Genomic DNA, 17,432 nt, shown 5'->3' with positions numbered 1-17,432 from the left:
CAGTGCGCTACTAGGAGGTGACCGTCATGGTGCAGCCGGATGACCCACGTGGGTCACTGGTGCGTCCTTACGCGGTCACCCGTGGCCGCACAGAGGCGCGCCGAGACATCGCCGTCGAGGCGATCCTTACGGCAAGCGTCGCCAATGTGCAGGAGGCGCGCTTCGCCGGACACGACAAGCACCGCATCGCCTCCCTCTGCGAGGGTCGCGCGATGTCCCTGGCGGAGATCGCCGCGTATGCTCGCCTGCCGCTCGGCGTCGCACGCGTCATCGTCGCCGACATGGTGGTCGACGGTCTGCTGACCCTGCACAGTGCCGCTCCCGTTGAAGCGTATGAGGAGCGGATGGAACTCCTTGAAAGGGTGCTAAGTGGACTTCGCAGGCTTTGACCGAGCGGGGGGCCCGGAGCGGCGCAAAGAGATAACCTCCGCCAAGATCGTGATCGCCGGCGGCTTCGGCGTCGGCAAGACCACTCTTGTCGGCGCCGTCTCAGAGATCACTCCGCTGACCACGGAGGCGGTCATGACGGCGGCGGGCGTCGGCATCGACGACCCGTCGAAGGTGCCCGGCAAGGGCACCACCACCGTCGCCATGGACTTCGGCCGCATCACGATGGCCGACGACCTGATTCTGTACCTGTTCGGCACCCCCGGGCAGACGCGTTTCTGGTTCATGTGGGACGAGATCATCAAGGGCGCGGTGGGCGCGGCCGTTCTGGTCGACACCCGCCGCATCTCGGATGCGTTCGCCCCGCTGGACTACTTCGAGAACCGCCGGCTTCCGTACGTCGTGGCGCTCAACCGCTTCGACGGCGCTCCGATGTACGAGATCGAGGAGGTCCGGGAGGCACTGGCCATCCCGAGCCACGTCCCGCTGGTCCTGTGCGACGCGCGCGAGCGGGAGTCGACGAAGAACGTGCTGGTGACGGTCGTCGAGCACGCCATGATCATGCTGCGCGCACAGCGCGATCAGGGACAGCTCGTCGGCTGACTCGCTTTTCTCCCATCGACGGCGCGGATTCCTCCGCGCCGTCGATTTTTCCTTCGGCGGGCGCGCCGGGCCGGCGGTGGCGCTCGCTGACGGTATGCGTGCTTGCGGGATGTGTGCGGAACCGGCAGGGAGGAGCGCCAGCGACGACCGGTGCCCGCGGGAGCATGCGGGAAGCGGCCACGCCGGGAGTGGGAAAAGCGAATGGGGTTAATCGACCGGCAGGCGGTAGCCGCGCTTCACCACGGTCTGGACGACGCCGGGTGCGCCGAGGCCGGCGCGGAGGCGGGCGACGGCCATCTCCACCGCGTGCTCGTCGGCGCCGCGCGGGAGCGTGCGGAGCAGTGCGGCGCGGGACAGGACGCGGCCGGGGGTGGCGGCGAGCGCGCGGAGCACGGCCATCGGGGCGGGGGCGAGCGGCTTGAGTTCGCCGTCGATGACGGCGGCGTGGCCGCGGAGCGTCAGGACGTGGCCGGCGATCTTGAGGTTGACGGCGCGCTGCGGGAGTTCGTCGACGAGTGTGCGGACCATGGCGCCGAGGCGGGCGCGGGACGGGGCGATCACCGGGATGTTGTGGCGGCGGAGCGGCGCGGCGGTGACCGGGCCCACGCACGCGGCCAGGACGTCGGTGCGCAGCGCGTCGAGGACGGAGTCGGTGGACGGGCCGGCGGCGCGCAGCAGCGCGCTGACCGCGGGGGCCGAGGTGAACGTGACGGCGTCGACCAGCCGGCCGGTGATCAGGTCGACCAGGCGGTGCAGCGGCGCCGGGTCGGTGGGCGGCGCCCAGCGGTAGACCGGCACCTCGATGACGCGGGCGCCGGCCGCCTCCAGTGCGTCCGAGCACTCGGGCTGGCGGTCGCCGTGCAACTGCATGGCGATGGTCTTGCCGGCGACACCGTATTCCTTGAGGTGCTCGACGACCTCGTCGCAGCTCTCCGAGTCGGGTGACCACTGGTCCTGCAGGCCGGCGGCGCGGATGGCACCGCGCGCCTTGGGGCCGCGGGCCACCATGTACGCCCCGGCGAGCACGGCCCGGAGCGGCTCGCCCAGCCCCCAGCCCTCGGCCGCCTCCAGCCAGCCCCGCATGCCGATGCCGGTGTTCGCCATCACGATGTCCGGTGGCGTGTCCAGGCAGGCGCGGGTGGCGGCGCGGAGTTCGGTGTCGTCGGCGATCGGAACGATGCGGAGCGCGGGCGCGAGCACGATCCGGGCACCGCGCCGTTCCAGCAGGGAGGCCAGTTCGTCCCTGCGCCGGTCGGCGGTAACCCCGATCGTGAAGCCGCTGAGCTCGTCAGACATCTGCGGAGGGGGTCACGGGCGCACTCCCTGGGTCGTCGTCTGGTGGTGCTGCGAGCTCAGGCGGCGAAAGGTGGCGAGAAGGCGAGGAGCCGCGGCGGGTCCGGCCGGTCCACCGACGGGCACGCGTCGACCACGCCGTCCTCGGCGTCGACCCGCTCCCACGTCACGCCTGCGCTTGTCGACCGTGCCTCCGGCCGGTCCGCGCCGCGGCTCCTCTGTGCCGGCGGAGCGGTTCGGCAGAGAACCGCGTGCGCCGGGTGCCGAACCGGGGAACCGGCTCGGCGTCACCGCCAGGTCCGTCCTCAAGCCTGGCGGTGGCTCGGTGCGGCCGGTGCGCGCGCGGCGACTCAGGGGTGATGACACCCCGTCATGCCGCCTGTACGCGTTTGCACCTGCCATGTCGGAAGAGTGCCGGGGGGCGGTTTCGCTCGCACGTCTTGATTGTTTTGAGCCTGTTAAGAGCCGCTCACGCTCCCCGATGCCCGGGCGTTCCACGGCGGGGAGCAGTCGTTTTGACCCTGAGCCGGGGTTGCGGGTATCGTTGCCTGCTGTTGTGCGATGGCTGCAATCATGTCAGTCACGTCACCGCTCACCAGCCCGTCCAAGCCGGGTCCGCTGCGGCGCCGAGAGGTCTCTCGGCCTGGAGCGGAGCTTCTCCGTCCCGCTGCGACGTGGAAAACAAGGTCGGGGTAGTCTGGTGTTTCGCGTGCGTGCTGCATCGACGCTCAGCGCGCGACTTCAGACCGACGACGAGACAAGGTAGACCTGTGCGTACGTACAGCCCGAAGCCGGGTGAGATCGAGCGTCAGTGGCACGTCATCGACGCGTCTGACGTCGTGCTGGGCCGACTGGCCACCCACGCCGCGACTCTGCTCCGCGGCAAGCACAAGCCGACTTTCGCGCCGCACGTCGACACGGGCGACTTTGTCGTGATCATCAACGCGGGCAAGGTGGCGCTGACCGGCAACAAGCGGCAGACCAAGGTGGCCTACCGCCACTCCGGTTACCCGGGTGGTCTGAAGCAGATCGGTTACGACGAGCTGCTGACCAAGCGTCCCGAGCGCGCGATCGAGCTCGCGGTCAAGGGCATGCTGCCCCACAACAAGCTCGGCCGTCAGCTCATCAAGAAGCTGAAGGTCTACGCCGGCGCTGAGCACCCGCACGAGGCGCAGAAGCCGGTCCCGTTCGAGATCACGCAGATCGCGCAGTAGCGCAGGCGAGAGAAGAAGCATGACTGACATCGACGAGCAGACGCCTGCCGCTGACGCGCCGGCGACCGACACCGACACCGACACCACCGTCGCCGTTGCCGAGGCGACCGAGTCCGGGTCCGAGTCCGAGTCCGAGGTCGCCCCGGCGACCGCGACCGCGACGCTGACCCGGGTGCCGCGCGGCGAGCGCCCGATCCAGACCGTGGGCCGCCGCAAGGAGGCCATCGTCCGGGTTCGCCTCGTGCCGGGCACCGGCAAGGTGACCTGCAACGGCCGGGACATCGAGGCGTACTTCCCGAGCAAGGTGCACCAGCAGCTCATCCGCGAGCCGCTGGTGACCTCGGAGAAGGTCGAGACCTTCGACGTCATCGCGAACCTGCGTGGCGGCGGCATCACCGGCCAGGCCGGCGCGCTGCGCCTCGCGATCGCCCGCGCGCTGGTGTCGAACGACGGCGACGACCGTCCGGCGCTCAAGAAGGCCGGCTTCCTCACCCGGGACGCCCGGGTCAAGGAGAGCAAGAAGTACGGTCTCAAGAAGGCTCGCAAGGCGCCGCAGTACTCGAAGCGCTGACCTTGTCTGTCTGACGCTGACGGCCAGGCAAACCGCCCCCCGAGGGTGGTTCGCCTGGCCGTTTGCTGTTGTACGAAGTCTCCCCGCAGGTAATACGCGACTGAAAGGTCGCACCACCGCCGTGCCATGAACGAGGATGCGGCGGTCGACGACGTACCACCGAGATTCAGGCGAGGGAAGGACAGCAATGGGGCGGCTCTTTGGCACCGACGGCGTGCGCGGCAAGGCGAATGCGGATCTGACGCCCGAGCTGGCGATGTCCGTGGCGGTGGCCGCGGCGCACGTGCTGGCCGAGGCGGACCGCAGCCACCCGCCGCTGGCGATCGTCGGCCGTGACCCGCGGGCCAGCGGCGAGATGCTGGAGGCGGCCGTGGTCGCGGGCCTGGCCAGCGCCGGGGCGACCGTGCTGCGGGTGGGCGTGCTGCCCACGCCCGGTGTGGCGTACCTGGTGGGTGAGACCAAGGCCGACTTCGGCGTGATGGTCTCCGCCTCGCACAACCCGATGCCGGACAACGGCATCAAGCTCTTCGCGGCCGGCGGGCACAAGCTGCCCGACGACATCGAGGCGAAGATCGAGGCGGCGATCGAGGCGAACAACGGCGGCTGGACCCGGCCGACCGGCGCCGCCATCGGCCGCGTGCACGACCTGCTGGACGGCGCGGATCACTACGTGAAGCACCTGGTCGCGGCCACGCCGCACCGGCTGGACGGCATCAAGGTCGTGGTCGACTGTGCGAACGGCGCGCCCTCGGACGTGGCACCGGCCGCGTTCACCGAGGCCGGCGCGGAGGTCGTGGTGATCCACGCGGAGCCGGACGGGCTGAACATCAACGAGGAATGCGGCGCCACCCACCTGGACAGCCTGCAGGCCGCGGTGCTGGAGCACGGCGCGCAGCTGGGCATCGCGCTGGACGGCGACGCGGACCGCTGCCTGGCCGTCTCCGCGGCCGGCGAGGTGGTCGACGGCGACGAGATCATGGGCATTCTCGCGGTGGCGATGCACGAGACCGGCACGCTCACCAACGACACGCTGGTCACCACCGTGATGAGCAACCTGGGCCTGCGGATCGCGATGCGCGACGCCGGCATCGCGCTGATCGAGACCAAGGTCGGCGACCGGTACGTGCTGGACGAACTGCGCGCCTCCGGGCTGGCGCTCGGCGGTGAGCAGAGCGGTCACGTGGTCATGCCCGCGCACGCCACCACCGGCGACGGCACACTGACCGGCCTGCACCTGATGGCGCGGATGGCCGCCACCGGGAAGTCGCTGGCCGAGCTGGCGGCCATCATGACGAAGCTGCCGCAGGTGCTGATCAACGTGCCGGTCACGGATCGGGCCGCGGTCGCGTCCGCCCCGGCGGTCAAGGCCGCGGTGGCCGAGGCCGAGGCTGAGCTGGGCGACACCGGCCGGGTGCTGCTGCGCCCGTCCGGCACGGAGCAACTGGTCCGCGTCATGATCGAGGCGGAGACCGCGGAGACCGCGCAGCGCGTGGCGGAGCGGGTGGCGGACGTGGTCCGTACCGTCTGAGGCTTCGCGGGGGCCGCCGGATCAGCGGCCCCCGCCGAAGAGCCGGGTGAACTCGAACTCCGACTGCGCGATGCCGCTGCACGAGGGGCTCACCGTGCCGGCGCAGCCGTCGTTGTCGCGGTTGACGGACCAGAAGCGCACGAAGCCCAGGCCGCGCTCCTCCGCGTGCCGCAGCACGGTCTCCGCGTCCGCCAGCGTGGTCACCGGGCCGGTGTCGTTGACGCCGATCATCGGGGTCACGCCGAGCATCCGGTGGATCGCGGCCCGGTCCCGCTCCGGCCAGATCGCGGCCAGGTCCGCGGCGACCGCGTCGGTGGCGGCGGTCATCGCGTCGCCCCAGTCCGCGCCGGCCGGGTCGAAGTTCATGGTCATCGCGTTGACGGACAGCTCCACGCCGGCCGCCTTCGCGCCGCGCAGCAGCGCGGCCGACTCGTCGGTCAGCCCCTGCGCGACGCCGGCCACCGGCACGGTGAGCGTGACCGCGGTGCCGCGCTCGCGTTGCAGGTCGGCGAGCGCGCCGGTGACCGTCGACGGGGTGACCGGGCGTTCGATGTCCACGTCCAGCGCGTTGCTGCCGGCCGCGTCCAGCGCCGCCCGGTACGCGCCGGTCAGCTCCGCGCGCGAGCAGACCGCCTCCAGGTACGTGCCGGTCGCGCCGCCGGTGGACACGGTCACCTCGCCGCCCAGCCGCGCGATCTCGTCCAGGTCCGCCTGCACCGGTGCCGCGGTCAGCCCGATCGTGCCGCCCCAGGTCGGTGCGCACGTCCCGGCCCGGTCGGCGACCACGAACGCGAGCGTGAAGTCGGTCTGGCCGGACTCGCGCACCGCGGCCGCGATGTCGAGCGTGCCACTGGCGAGGTCGATGTAGGGCGCCACCCGGGGCCGCGGTGCCGGTGCCGGGACGTCGGTGGCACAAGCGGTGGCGGTGGTGCAGGCGGTGGCGAGCAGCAGCGCCGAGGCGAGGGCGGCGGGTCGTTTCCACGGCACGTCCAGCACTATCGCACCGGGTGGCGGCGCGCTTCCGCGTCGTACCCCCGATCGGGGGTGCGATTGTGAGGCCGGTCACAAACGCTAAGCCGGTCCTGATCGCGGCCGAGGGCCGGTAGTGAGGCGCTGGCTGCTGCTCATCGGGACGCTGGGGCTCGTCGTCGGGCTGCTGCTGGTCAACGGCGTGGTGACGAGCGCGATCGCACGGGACGACCCGGCCGCGCCGCCCGGCACGGCCTTGCCGCCGAAGCGGCACCTCGTGCTGACGTTCGACGGCGGGCCGGATCCGGCGTTCACGCCCGCGACGCTGGCCGTGCTGGCCGAGCACGACGTGCCCGCGGTCTTCTACCTGACCGGCGCGCGGATCGCGCGCCACCCCGGCATCGCGCGGCAGATCCGGGACGCCGGCCACGAGATCGGCATCGACACCGCCACGTCCCGGTACGCGCTGGCCGGCGCCGCGGACATCACCAGCACGCTGCCGCGGACCGCGGCCACCCGGGACAGCCGCGACGGTGATCCCGCGGCCACGCTGACCGACGTCCGGCGCGCGGTCATGCCGTTGGCCGGCGAGGGCGCGATCGTGCGGTTCCACGGCGGCGACCGGACCGCGGCCGCGCTCGACGCGGTGATCCCGGAGCTGCGGCGCGCCGGCTACACGTTCACCACGCTGGGCGCGCTGACCGGGAACGACGCGGTCAACCCGGCCGCCACCGGCGCCGAGCGGGCGGCCGGGCTCGGGCTGGTCGGCGTGGTGCAGGCGGCGTGGACCGTGGCCGGCTGGTGCACCGTGGCGCTGCTGCTGCTCGGCGCGCTGCTGCTGGCGCGGTGTGCGCTGCTGATCCCGGCGTGGCGCGCGGCGAGACGCCGTCGCGAGGGCGGGTACGACCGCCGCGTCACCGTGGTGGTGCCCGTGCGCGACGCGACGGCGCGCATCGCGGACGTGCTCGGCGCGCTGACCGCCGGCACCCACCCCGTGGACGTCGTCGTGGTGCACGACGGCTCCACGGACGGCACCGCGGACCTGGCGGAACGCCACCCGGGCGCCACGGTGCTGCGCGGGCCGCGCGCGGGCCGGGCCGCGGCGCTGAACACCGGCATCGCGCACGCCACCACGGAGGTGGTGGTGCTCACGGACGGCGAGACGATCGTCGGGCCGGACACCGTACGTGACCTGGTGCGGCCGTTCGCGGACCGGGCGGTCGGCGCGGTCGCGGGCGAGGCCGGGCTCGGCGCCCGGCAGCGGGCCTACGACGCGCTGCGCTGCATGACCACGGTCCCGGCCGCGGCCGGCGCGTTTCGGCGGGAGGCGCTGCGGCAGGTGGACGGGCTCTCCGACGACACGCTCGCCGAGGACACCGACCTCACCCTCGCGGTCGTCCGGGCCGGGTGGCGCGTGGTGCACGAGCCGGGTGCGCGCGTGACCGCGGCCCGGCGGCGGCCGGTCCGCGCGCTCTACGGCGACATGCAGGCGATGTGGAAGCACCGGCGGGCGCTGATCGAGTCCGGCCCGGGTGGCCGTCACGGGCGCCGCTCGCTGCTCGCGCTGCTGCTGTTCCACACGCTGCTGCCGCTGCTCGCGCCGCTGATCGATCTGTACCTGGTCTACGGCCTGCTCTTCCGCGACCCGGTGGAGACCGTGGCGGTGTGGCTCGGCGCACTCGTGCTGCAGCTGATCGGCGCCCCGGACGGGTGGCGGGAGATCGTCCGGCGCCCACTGACGTACCCGCTGCTGGTCCGGGCCTCGCGGCACGGCCGGCGGCGCACGCGCCGGGCCCGCGGACTGGAGGCGCTGATGGGTGCGCGGTTGCCGACCGGGTCGGCCGCGACTACGGCCCGGCCAGCCGCCTGACCGCCTCGTCGATGACCTCCTCGCGCTTGCAGAACGCGAACCGGACCAGCGTGCGCGCGGGCTCGGGATCGTCGTAGAAGACCTGGGTGGGGATGGCCGCGACGCCGGCCCGCTCCGGCAGCTCCCGGCAGAACGCGATGCCGTCCGCCGTGCCGGTGCTCGAGACGTCCGCGGTGATGAAGTAGGTGCCCTCGGACGGCAGCACGCGCAGGCCGGCCCGGGCCAGCCCGTCCGCCAGCCGGTCGCGGCGCGCCTGGAGTCCGTCGCGGAAGTCCCGGTAGTACGTGTCCGGCAGGTCCAGCGCCACCGCGACCGCGGGCTGGAACGGGCCGCCGTTGACGAACGTCAGGAACTGCTTGACCCGCATCACGGCGCTGATCAGGTCTTTCGGGCCGCTCACCCAGCCGATCTTCCAGCCGGTGCAGGAGAACGTCTTGCCGGCCGAGGAGATCCGCAGCGTGCGGTCGCGCATGCCGTCGAGCGTGGCGAGCGGCACGTGCGGCGCGCCGCTGTCCGTGAAGACCAGGTGCTCGTAGACCTCGTCGGTCACCGCGTAGACGTCGTTCTCCCGGCACAGCGCGGCGATCAGGGACAGTTCCGCCGGTGAGAACACCTTGCCGGTCGGGTTGTGCGGCGAGTTGAGCAGGACCAGGCGGGTGCGGCCGGAGAAGGCGGCGCGCAGCCGGTCCGGGTCGAAGACGAACCGGCCGGACTCGTCCGGGAACAGCGTGACCGGGCGGCGCACCGCGCCGGCGAGCGCGATCGACGCGGCGTACGAGTCGTAGAACGGCTCGAAGCAGACCACCTCGTCGCCCGGCTCGCACAGCGCCAGGATGGTGGCCGCGATCGCCTCCGTGGCGCCCGCCGTGATCAGCACCTCGCCGTCCGGGTCGTACCCGAGGTCCCAGAAGCGCCGCTGGTGGCGCGCGACCGCGGCGCGCAGCTCGGGGATGCCCGGGCCGGGCGGGTACTGGTTCCGCCCGCCGCGCAGCGCCGCCTCCGCCGCGGCCAGCATCTCCGGCGGGCCGTCCGTGTCCGGGAAGCCCTGGCCGAGGTTGACCGCGCCCGTCCGGACCGCGAGCGCGGACATCTCCGCGAAGATCGAGGTGCCGAACGGGCGCATGCGCGCCACCAGTGGATCAGTCACGCAGCTACGAAACCACGACGAACTGCATGCAGGAAGCGGTGGTCGCGTTGCCGCTCGCGGTACGCGTCACCACCTCCTTGCCGTCCAGCGTGATCCGGCAGGTGAGTTCCGCGTCGTCGGTGCCGAAGTGGATGCCGGTCACGCTCAGCAGCGGCGTCTCCGTGCCGAGCGTGAACTCCTTGCGCCAGGGCAGGTTCACGTCCCGCTCGGACTTCGGCGTGGTGCCGGCCTCCGTGTACGTGACCGCGGCGCTGCCGGAGCCGGTCACCTCGTAGACCACCTTCGCGTCCGGGCCGGCGGTGACGGCCGTACCGGTCGGGATCAGGTCGTCCAGGTCGGGCAGGCCCGGGATCTGGAACGGGTCGTCCGTGCCGGTCGGCGCGGGCCGGGTCGGCTCCGGTCCGGCCGTCGGCCGCGTCGGGAGCGTGGGCGGCGACGACGTGGGCAGGATGTTCTCCGCAGCGTCCCGCGCCTGGTTGAAGACCAGCACGCCGGCCACCACCGTGCCGGCGCAGAGCAGCACCACGGCCGCCACGATGACCGCGATGATCGGGGTGAGCGAGCGCTGCCGCGGCGGGGCCACCGGCGGCTGGTTCGGGTCGTACGCCCAGGCCGCGGTGGGCTGTGGCGGACCGTACTGCGGTCCCGGCGGCGGGCCGTACGACATCGGCTGCTCGGTCGCGCCCTCCGGTGGCCGGGCCCACGGGTTGGGCTGCTCGGGCGGGTGGGACGGCGGGTTCGGCTCAGTCATGGCGCTCCAGAGGGCGGGGTTCTACACCGTCCCCCAGCCTGCCTTATAGCGGCAATCGGCTTACCGACAGGTACCTGTGATGTTCTGTCCGTATTGGTCCGGCATAAATCCCCCAACCGCGCATTGGGCGTGAGCGAATACCCGGACTTCGCGCACGCGGGTTGAGCAAAACTCCGCTACGCTGGCTCTCATGTGCGGAATCGTGGGTTACGTCGGCGACCGGCCGGCACTGAGCATCGTGTTGGACGGGCTGCGGCGGCTCGAATACCGCGGATACGACTCGGCGGGCGTCGCCATCGTCGGTGCCGGCACGCTGGAGACGGAGAAGAAGGCGGGCAAGCTCGCCAACCTGGAGAAGGCGCTGGCCGAGCGCGCCGCCAGCGGCATCACGGCCGGCACCACCGGCATCGGGCACACGCGCTGGGCCACGCACGGCGGCCCCACCGACCGCAACGCGCATCCGCACGTCTCCCAGGACGGCCGCGTCGCTGTCATCCACAACGGCATCATCGAGAACTTCGCCCGCCTCCGCACCGAGTTGGAGGCGCTCGGCGTCGAGTTCCGCAGTGAGACCGACACCGAGGTCGCCGCGCACCTGCTGTCCATCTCGCTGGCCGAGGTGCGCGCCGAGGGCGCCGAGGGCCCGCAGGCGCTCGCCGAGGCCATGCGCCGCGTCTCCCGCCGGCTGGAGGGCGCGTTCACGCTGCTCGCCGTGGACACCGCGATCCCCGGCGCGGTGGTCGGCGCCCGGCGCAACTCGCCGCTCGTGGTCGGCCGCGGCGACGGGGAGAACTACCTGGCCAGCGACGTCTCCGCGTTCATCGAGCACACCCGCGAGGCGGTCGAGCTCGGCCAGGACCAGGTCGTGCTGATCATGCCGCAGGGCATCGAGATCACCGGCTTCGACGGCACGCCGGTCGAGGGCCGCCCGTTCCACATCGACTGGGACGCGTCCGCCGCCGAGAAGGGCGGCTACGACTACTTCATGCTCAAGGAGATCGCCGAGCAGCCGCAGGCGGTCGCGGACACGCTGCTCGGCCGGCTCACCGAGACCGGCGAGATCGTGCTCGACGAGGTCCGCCTCACCGACCAGGACCTGCGCGACGTCGACAAGGTGTTCATCGTGGCGTGCGGCACGGCGTACCACTCGGGCCTGGTCGCGAAGTACGCGATCGAGCACTGGACGCGCATCCCGTGCGAGGTCGAGACCGCCAGCGAGTTCCGCTACCGTGACCCGGTGCTGGACCGCTCGACGCTGGTCATCGCGATCTCCCAGTCCGGCGAGACGATGGACACGCTGATGGCGCTCCGGCACGCCAAGGAGCAGAAGGCGCGCGTGCTCGCGATCTGCAACACCAACGGCTCCACCATCCCGCGCGAGTCCGACGCCGTGCTCTACACGCACGGCGGCCCGGAGGTCGCGGTCGCCTCCACCAAGGCGTTCCTCACCCAGCTCGTCGCCTGCTACCTGATCGGCCTGCACCTGGCGCAGGTCCGCGGCATCAAGTACGCGGACGAGGTCGGCGCCGTCGTCCAGCAGCTCCAGGAGATGCCGGACAAGCTGCGTACCGTGCTGGAGTCGATGGAGCCGGTCCGCAAGCTCGCCCGCGACCTCGCCTCCGCGCAGCAGGTGCTGTTCATCGGGCGGCACGTCGGCTACCCGGTGGCGCTGGAGGGCGCGCTCAAGCTCAAGGAGCTGGCGTACATGCACGCCGAGGGCTTCGCGGCCGGTGAACTCAAGCACGGCCCGATCGCGCTGATCGACCAGGGCACGCCGGTCGTCTGCATCGTCCCGTCGCCGGCCGGCCGCGGCGTTCTGCACGACAAGATCGTGTCGAACATCCAGGAGATCCGCGCGCGCGGCGCCCGCACCATCGTCATCGCCGAGGAGGGCGACGACGCGGTCGTGCCCTACGCGGACGAGCTGATCCGCGTGCCGCGCACGCCGACGCTGCTGGCCCCGCTGGTCACCACGGTGCCGCTCCAGGTCCTCTCCTGCGAGATCGCCAGCTCCCGCGGACACGACGTCGACCAGCCGCGCAACCTGGCCAAGTCGGTCACGGTCGAGTAGGGATTCCCGTCCTGGGGCCGGATCGCGGGCATGCCGCGGTCCGGCCTTCTCATTTGCCCGCTTCCGGCGTGGCCGGTGCCCGCATGCTCCCGCGGGCACCGGTCGTCGCTGGCGCTCCTCCCTTCCGGTCCCGCCGTGGTCCCGACGAACCCATCCCCGTTCCCGCTGTCCGGATGGACGGCCGGCGGGGGTGCGCAACCGGCGACGGGACCGGCAGGGAGGCCGGCCACGGCCGAGCGGTGCCCGCGGGAGCACGCGGCAGCGACCACGCCGGAAGCGGGAAATGAGGTCATGGAACGGTCGACGCGACCGCCTCACGCAGGGCGAGCGCCACGTCGGCGGCGGTGACCGGGCCACGCTCGGCGGCGATGCGGCCGGCAAGCCCGTGCAGGTAGGCGGCCGAGACCGCGGCCCGGGTCGCCTCGACGCCGGCCGCCAGCAGGGAGGCGAGCAGGCCGGCCAGGACGTCGCCGGTGCCGCCGGTGGCCAGCGCGGGCGTCCCGGTCGGGTTGGCCCACGCCGTGCCGTCCGGCGCGGCGACGATCGTGCGGTCACCCTTGAGCAGCACCACCGCGTTCATCCACGACGCAAGTTTGAGCGCTGCGGCCACCCGGTCGGGGCCGGGCTCGCCCGCCAGGCGGGCGAACTCGCGGTCGTGCGGCGTGATGATCAGCGGTGCGTCGCGATCGCGGAGGCGGTCGGCCTCGGAGCCGTCGACCAGCATGCCCAGCGCGTCCGCGTCGAGGACCACCGGCAGGTCGGTGGCGAGGACGCCGCGGAGCGCGGTGCGGGCGCTCGCGTCCGTGCCGATGCCGGAACCGCACAGCCAGGCCTGCACGCGCCCGCTGCCGGCGACCGAGTCGGCGGCCACGACCGACGGGTGGGCGGCGAGCACCTCGGCGCGCGCGGTGCCGGCGTACCGCACCATGCCGGTGGGCCCGGCCAGCGCGCCGGCCGTGGAGAGCACGGCGGCGCCGGGGTACGTGTGCGACCCGGTGGCGATGCCGACCACACCGCGGTTGTACTTCTCCGAGCCCGCGTGCAGCCGCGGCCACCACCCCGCGACGTCGTCCGCCTCGGGGACGCGCAGCGCGGGCGGCGTACGCATGGCGAGCCCGATGTCGACCAGCTCGACGTGCCCGGCGAGCGGCGCCGCGGCCCCCGCCACCAGCGCCGGCTTGAGACAGCCGAACGTGACCGTGACGTCCGCCCGGACGGCCGCTCCCTCGACCGCGCCGGTGTCCACGTCGACACCGCTGGGCACGTCGACCGCGACCATGATCGGGCGTGGCGTGCGCGCCCGCAGCGCCCGCACGACGCCGGCCGCGGGTTCGCGCAGGCCCCCGGTGGCGCCGATGCCGACGATGCCGTCCACCACCAGATCCGCGACGATCTCCTCGGACCAGCGGGTGCGCACCAGCCCGCCGGATCGGCGCAACTCCGCCAGCCCGGCCCGGTGGGCGCGGTCCGGGCTGAGCAGCAGCGCCGTCACCCGCGCGCCGCGGCGGGCCAGCAGCGCGCCCGCGAAGAGCGCGTCGCCGCCGTTGTTGCCGGCGCCGGTCAGCAGCAGCACCTGGGCCCCGTAGACCCGGTCCAGCAGCAGCGCGCACCGGCGGGCGAGACCGGCGGCGGCTCGCCGCATGAGCGTGCCCTCCGGGACCTCGCGCATCAGCGACTCCTCGGCCGCCCGTACGTCGGCGACCCGCCACACGCCACGCATTCGTGCTCCTCCGGTTGAGAGCCGGTATCGACGCGGGATGCCGGGCCGCGCACACCTGGGCCTCGCCTGGCTCCGGCCCCCACGTCGATACCGGCTCTAGGACTCGGCTACCACCATGGCGGACGCGATGCCGCCGTCGTGGGACAGGGACAGGTGCCACCGGGTGATGCCGCACTCGGTGGCGGCGGCCGCGACCGTGCCGGACACGGTCAGCCACGGCCGTCCGGCGGCGTCGGACACCACCTCGCAGTCGTGCCAGCGCAGTCCGGCCGGTGCGCCGAGCGCCTTCGCCACCGCCTCCTTGGCGGCGAACCGGGCGGCCAGCGACTCGGCCGGGCGCGGGTGGCCCGAGGAGGTGTGCCGCTCGCCGTCGGTGAACAGACGGTCCGCGAGTTGCGGCGTCCGTTCCAGCGCGCGGACGAACCGCTCGACGAGCACCACGTCCATGCCGACGGAGACGATCACACCCTGCAGCGTAGTGCGGCCCGTGACAACCCCTGTGGACAACCGGTCGGTACGCGCGGCGCGGGTTGTCCACAGGGCTTATCCGGCCCGGTGTCCGGGTGGGACGGTGGTCGCCATGGAAGCCATCGACGTCACCACCCCGGCGCTGCGCTCGTGCGCCGACCGGCTCGCGGCCGTGGCCCGGCGCCTGCTCGGGATGCCGCCGGGCCGCCTCTCCGTCGCCGCGCCCGGCTGGGCGGCCGCCACCGCGGTCGCCGACCTGGCGGACGCGGCCTGGTCCGCGCTCGACCGGTGCGGCACGGGCGTGGCCGCGACGGCGGCGGCGCTCGACCGGGCCACCACGGCGTATGAGGCGGTGGACGAGGCCGCGGCCACGCGCCTCCACCGGCTGCGCGGCGTGTCGCGGCGGGCCGGGTGAGCGGGGGCGGAGGTGACCTGGCGTGGCGGTGACATATGAGCAGTTGTGGCAGGCGAGCCCGCCGTCGTGGCGGGAGTCCGCGGCGGCCTGGCGCGATCTCGCGGCGTCCGGTGCGCGCCGCGCGCTGGAGCTGGCGGCCGGCGCGATCGCGGTGACCCGGGCCTGGTCGGGCGCCGGGGCGGACGCGGCGATCGGCCGCCTGCGCCGGCTGCGGGACGATCTGGAGGCCGGGCGGGTCGCGCAACTGGAGGCCGCGGCGGTGCTGACGGAGTTCGCGACGGCGCTGCAGACGGCGAAGGCGCGCCTGTCGGCGGCGGTGCGGGCGGCGGAGGCGGCGGGCCTGGCGGTGGAGCGTTCCGGTCGCGTGGTCGGCGCCACCGCACCGCCCGAGGGCGGGCCCGAGCCGGCGAGCGGTGGTGCGGTTCCGGCCGGTGGTGCGGGGCCGGGCGGTGGCGCGGCGGCCGTGGCGGCGGAGATCGAGGCGGCGCTGGCCGCGGCCGGGGCCGCCGATGCGGAGGCGGCGGCGCGGCTGGCCGAGCTGAGCCGGGCGGCCGGCACGGGGTGGGAGAGCGCGCCACCGGGCCACCGGCCGGCCCCGGACGCGTCCCCGGCAACGGTCCGCGCCTGGTGGGACGCGCTGACACCGGCGCAGCGGCGCTGGCTGATTCGGCACGAGCCGACGCTGACCGGCGGCCTGGACGGTGTGCCGGTCGCGGCCCGCGACCTCGCCAACCGCGCGCTGCTGGACCTGGCGCTGGAGGCGGCCCGGCTGGGCCTGCCGGTGGACGGGCTGCGCAGCGGCGCACCGGCCGACGGCGTGAGTCTGACCGGCGCGGACCTGCGCGGTGCCATCCCGGGCGGTGCGGCGTATGCGCGGGACGCCGCGCTCATCGCGTCGCTGGAGCGGCTGCGCGACCAGGTGGCACCCGGCACCGATCCGCCGCGGTACCTGGTGCGGTTCGACCCGGTGCGGGACGGCCGGGTGGTGGTGGCGGTCGGCGACCCGGACCGCAGCGCGTCCGTGGTGACCTACGTGCCCGGCATGACCAGCGACCTGGACTCGGCCGGCGGCGAGTTGGACCGGGCCGCCCGGGTCGCCGAGGCCGCCACCGGGCACGACCCGGCGCACCGCACCGCGGCCGTGTTGTGGCAGGACTACGACGCGCCGGACTTCGTGGACCAGGCCGCCTCCGAGGCACCGGCCCGGGACGCGGCACCCGCGCTGCACCGCTTCCAGGAGGGGCTGCGCGCCTCGCACGACGGTGACGCGGCCCGGCAGGTGGTGCTGGGCCACAGCTACGGCACGGTGGTGACCGGCGTGACCGCCCGCGATCTCGGGCTCGCCGCGGACGGCGTGGTGCTGCTCGCCTCGCCGGGCGCCGGGGTCGCGCACGCCACGGAGCTGGGCGTGCCCGAGGTGTGGGCCAGCACCTCGATCACCGACCCGATCCAGCACCTGCCGGTCTCACCGGTCTCCGCGGTGACCGACGCGCTGGTCACGGCCGCGGTGCCGGGCATGGGCGCGGCGTTGGCCTACGGCACGCCGGAGGACGCCCTGTGGCACGGGCACAACCCGGCCGACCCGCGCTTCGGCGCCCGAGTCTTCCCCAGCCAGGCGGACGCGGGACACCTCGGTTACTGGGACCGCGGCGGCCCGGCGCTGGACGCGCTGTCCCGCATCGCGCTCGGCCGGTCGCTGGGCGGTGCGGCGTGACCGGGTCAGGCCGGCGTGAGCGACCAGTCGATCGGGGTCAGGCCGGCGTCCGCGAGCGCCTTGTTGCACGCGCTGAACGGTCGGGTGCCGAGGAAGCCGGCCGGATTCATCGGGCTCGGGTGACCGGCCTCCAGCACCACGTGCCGCGGGTTCGTGACCAGCGCGGCCTTCTTCCGGGCGTAGCTGCCCCACAGCATGAACACCACGCGGGTGTCCAGCTCGTTCACCGCGCTGATGGTCGCGTCGGTGAACTCCTCCCAGCCCTTCTTGGCGTGCGAGCCGGCCTTGCCCTCGCGCACCGTCATGATCGAGTTGAGCAGCAGCACGCCCTGCTCCGCCCACGGCGTCAGGTCACCGGCGGTCGGCATGCCGGCGCCGACGTCGGCCGCGATCTCCTTGAAGACGTTGCGCAGCGACGGGGGCACCCGGACGCCGGCGCGGACGCTGAAGCTCATGCCGTGCGCCTGACCGGCCTTGAAATACGGATCCTGACCGAGCAGCAACACCCGCACCCGGTCCGGCGGGCACAGCCGATACGCCGTGAACAGGTCCTCGACCGGGGGGTAGACGGTCTGCGCCGCGTATTCCCCCGCGACGAACTCGCCCAGGCCGCGGGTGCGCTCCGCGTCCAGGTGCGGCACGAGGACGGCCTGCCACGGCTCCGGCAGCAGGGCGACGAGGTCGAGGGACATGCTGGCGACTCCTCCACGG

The 17,432-nt window shown here is 73.6% G+C and carries 16 protein-coding genes; 9 read left to right on the top strand and 7 right to left on the bottom strand.

The genetic code is table 11. The features are described 5' to 3' along the window. The first annotated feature begins 26 nt into the window (after nt 1-26). Both J2S41_RS30910 and J2S41_RS30905 read left to right on the top strand, forming a co-directional pair. Complete coding sequence (locus tag J2S41_RS30910) at nt 27-389, top strand: DUF742 domain-containing protein (RefSeq protein WP_310372976.1); 363 nt, start codon at nt 27-29, stop codon at nt 387-389. Continuing rightward, on the top strand, nt 370-990 hold the full coding sequence (locus J2S41_RS30905) for a GTP-binding protein (protein WP_310372975.1): 621 nt from the start codon (nt 370-372) through the stop codon (nt 988-990). The genes J2S41_RS30910 and J2S41_RS30905 overlap by 20 nt, the downstream gene beginning before the upstream one ends. 207 nt (nt 991-1,197) lie before the next feature. Here the strand turns inward: J2S41_RS30905 and J2S41_RS30900 are convergent, their stop codons facing one another. Beyond that, nucleotides 1,198-2,286 (bottom strand): uroporphyrinogen-III synthase, encoded by a 1,089-nt coding sequence (locus J2S41_RS30900; RefSeq protein WP_310372972.1) that lies wholly within the window; start codon nt 2,284-2,286, stop codon nt 1,198-1,200. A gap of 767 nt (nt 2,287-3,053) precedes the next feature. Here J2S41_RS30900 and rplM point away from each other — a divergent pair. The 3 genes from rplM to glmM all read left to right on the top strand — a co-directional run bounded on the left by rplM (nt 3,054) and on the right by glmM (nt 5,596). Then, the gene (gene rplM / locus J2S41_RS30895) at nt 3,054-3,497 is read left to right on the top strand and encodes a 50S ribosomal protein L13 (protein WP_310372971.1); all 444 of its coding nucleotides are present in this window, start codon (nt 3,054-3,056) and stop codon (nt 3,495-3,497) included. A 19-nt stretch (nt 3,498-3,516) separates the two neighbouring features. Beyond that, a complete protein-coding gene (gene rpsI / locus J2S41_RS30890) occupies nt 3,517-4,068 on the top strand; it encodes a 30S ribosomal protein S9 (protein ID WP_374728182.1) in 552 nt (183 codons plus the stop codon). A gap of 187 nt (nt 4,069-4,255) precedes the next feature. Beyond that, nucleotides 4,256-5,596 (top strand): phosphoglucosamine mutase, encoded by a 1,341-nt coding sequence (gene glmM, locus J2S41_RS30885; protein ID WP_310372969.1) that lies wholly within the window; start codon nt 4,256-4,258, stop codon nt 5,594-5,596. 21 nt (nt 5,597-5,617) lie between these two features. Here the strand turns inward: glmM and J2S41_RS30880 are convergent, their stop codons facing one another. Further along, on the bottom strand, nt 5,618-6,583 hold the full coding sequence (locus tag J2S41_RS30880) for a glycoside hydrolase family 18 protein (RefSeq protein ID WP_310372967.1): 966 nt from the start codon (nt 6,581-6,583) through the stop codon (nt 5,618-5,620). A gap of 118 nt (nt 6,584-6,701) precedes the next feature. On the opposite strand from J2S41_RS30880, the gene J2S41_RS30875 reads away from it, so the two are divergent. After that, a complete protein-coding gene (locus J2S41_RS30875) occupies nt 6,702-8,435 on the top strand; it encodes a bifunctional polysaccharide deacetylase/glycosyltransferase family 2 protein (RefSeq protein ID WP_310372966.1) in 1,734 nt (577 codons plus the stop codon). Here the strand turns inward: J2S41_RS30875 and J2S41_RS30870 are convergent. Both J2S41_RS30870 and J2S41_RS30865 read right to left on the bottom strand, forming a co-directional pair. Then, nucleotides 8,413-9,558 (bottom strand): pyridoxal phosphate-dependent aminotransferase, encoded by a 1,146-nt coding sequence (locus J2S41_RS30870; RefSeq protein ID WP_310376620.1) that lies wholly within the window; start codon nt 9,556-9,558, stop codon nt 8,413-8,415. The genes J2S41_RS30875 and J2S41_RS30870 overlap by 23 nt on opposite strands. Nucleotides 9,559-9,586: 28 nt before the next feature. Next, entirely contained in the window at nt 9,587-10,333 is a 747-nt protein-coding gene (locus tag J2S41_RS30865; protein ID WP_310372964.1) for an MmpS family transport accessory protein, read from the bottom strand. Between the two features lie 190 nt (nt 10,334-10,523). Here J2S41_RS30865 and glmS point away from each other — a divergent pair, with 190 nt between their 5' ends. Continuing rightward, the gene (gene glmS, locus J2S41_RS30860; protein WP_310372962.1) at nt 10,524-12,404 is read left to right on the top strand and encodes a glutamine--fructose-6-phosphate transaminase (isomerizing); all 1,881 of its coding nucleotides are present in this window, start codon (nt 10,524-10,526) and stop codon (nt 12,402-12,404) included. Between the two features lie 289 nt (nt 12,405-12,693). Here glmS and J2S41_RS30855 read toward each other — a convergent pair whose 3' ends face one another. Then, nucleotides 12,694-14,124: an NAD(P)H-hydrate dehydratase gene (locus J2S41_RS30855; RefSeq protein ID WP_310372960.1), complete on the bottom strand. Its 1,431-nt coding sequence runs from the start codon at nt 14,122-14,124 to the stop codon at nt 12,694-12,696. 96 nt (nt 14,125-14,220) lie between these two features. Next, nucleotides 14,221-14,589, bottom strand: a complete 369-nt coding sequence (locus J2S41_RS30850; protein WP_310372957.1) for a holo-ACP synthase — start codon at nt 14,587-14,589, stop codon at nt 14,221-14,223. 115 nt (nt 14,590-14,704) lie between these two features. Here J2S41_RS30850 and J2S41_RS30845 point away from each other — a divergent pair, with 115 nt between their 5' ends. Together J2S41_RS30845 and J2S41_RS30840 are read left to right on the top strand one after the other, a co-directional pair. Continuing rightward, the gene (locus J2S41_RS30845) at nt 14,705-15,007 is read left to right on the top strand and encodes a hypothetical protein (protein ID WP_310372955.1); all 303 of its coding nucleotides are present in this window, start codon (nt 14,705-14,707) and stop codon (nt 15,005-15,007) included. Between the two features lie 22 nt (nt 15,008-15,029). After that, nucleotides 15,030-16,721 carry an alpha/beta hydrolase gene (locus J2S41_RS30840; RefSeq protein WP_310372953.1) on the top strand — a complete coding sequence of 564 codons (1,692 nt, stop codon included), beginning with the start codon at nt 15,030-15,032 and terminating at the stop codon, nt 16,719-16,721. A 5-nt stretch (nt 16,722-16,726) separates the two neighbouring features. On the opposite strand, the gene ung is transcribed toward J2S41_RS30840, so the two are convergent. Next, nucleotides 16,727-17,413, bottom strand: a complete 687-nt coding sequence (ung, locus tag J2S41_RS30835; protein ID WP_310372950.1) for a uracil-DNA glycosylase — start codon at nt 17,411-17,413, stop codon at nt 16,727-16,729. Nucleotides 17,414-17,432: the final 19 nt, after the last annotated feature.

The organism is Catenuloplanes atrovinosus, assembly GCF_031458235.1.
In the GTDB taxonomy this organism is placed as follows: Bacteria; Actinomycetota; Actinomycetes; order Mycobacteriales; family Micromonosporaceae; genus Catenuloplanes; species Catenuloplanes atrovinosus.
Note: the sequence above shows the minus strand (reverse complement) of the source record. Positions and strands in the feature narration are given on the sequence as shown.

Bases quoted from the DNA above. Each gene is read 5' to 3' on its own strand.
- J2S41_RS30910 (WP_310372976.1), top strand. From the start codon at position 27: ATGGTGCAGCCGGATGACCCACGTGGGTCACTGGTGCGTCCTTACGCG.
- J2S41_RS30900 (WP_310372972.1), bottom strand. From the start codon at position 2,286: ATGTCTGACGAGCTCAGCGGCTTCACGATCGGGGTTACCGCCGACCGG.
- rpsI (WP_374728182.1), top strand. From the start codon at position 3,517: ATGACTGACATCGACGAGCAGACGCCTGCCGCTGACGCGCCGGCGACC.
- glmM (WP_310372969.1), top strand. From the start codon at position 4,256: ATGGGGCGGCTCTTTGGCACCGACGGCGTGCGCGGCAAGGCGAATGCG.
- J2S41_RS30870 (WP_310376620.1), bottom strand. From the start codon at position 9,558: ATGCGCCCGTTCGGCACCTCGATCTTCGCGGAGATGTCCGCGCTCGCG.
- J2S41_RS30865 (WP_310372964.1), bottom strand. From the start codon at position 10,333: ATGACTGAGCCGAACCCGCCGTCCCACCCGCCCGAGCAGCCCAACCCG.
- glmS (WP_310372962.1), top strand. From the start codon at position 10,524: ATGTGCGGAATCGTGGGTTACGTCGGCGACCGGCCGGCACTGAGCATC.
- J2S41_RS30855 (WP_310372960.1), bottom strand. From the start codon at position 14,124: ATGCGTGGCGTGTGGCGGGTCGCCGACGTACGGGCGGCCGAGGAGTCG.
- J2S41_RS30845 (WP_310372955.1), top strand. From the start codon at position 14,705: ATGGAAGCCATCGACGTCACCACCCCGGCGCTGCGCTCGTGCGCCGAC.
- ung (WP_310372950.1), bottom strand. From the start codon at position 17,413: ATGTCCCTCGACCTCGTCGCCCTGCTGCCGGAGCCGTGGCAGGCCGTC.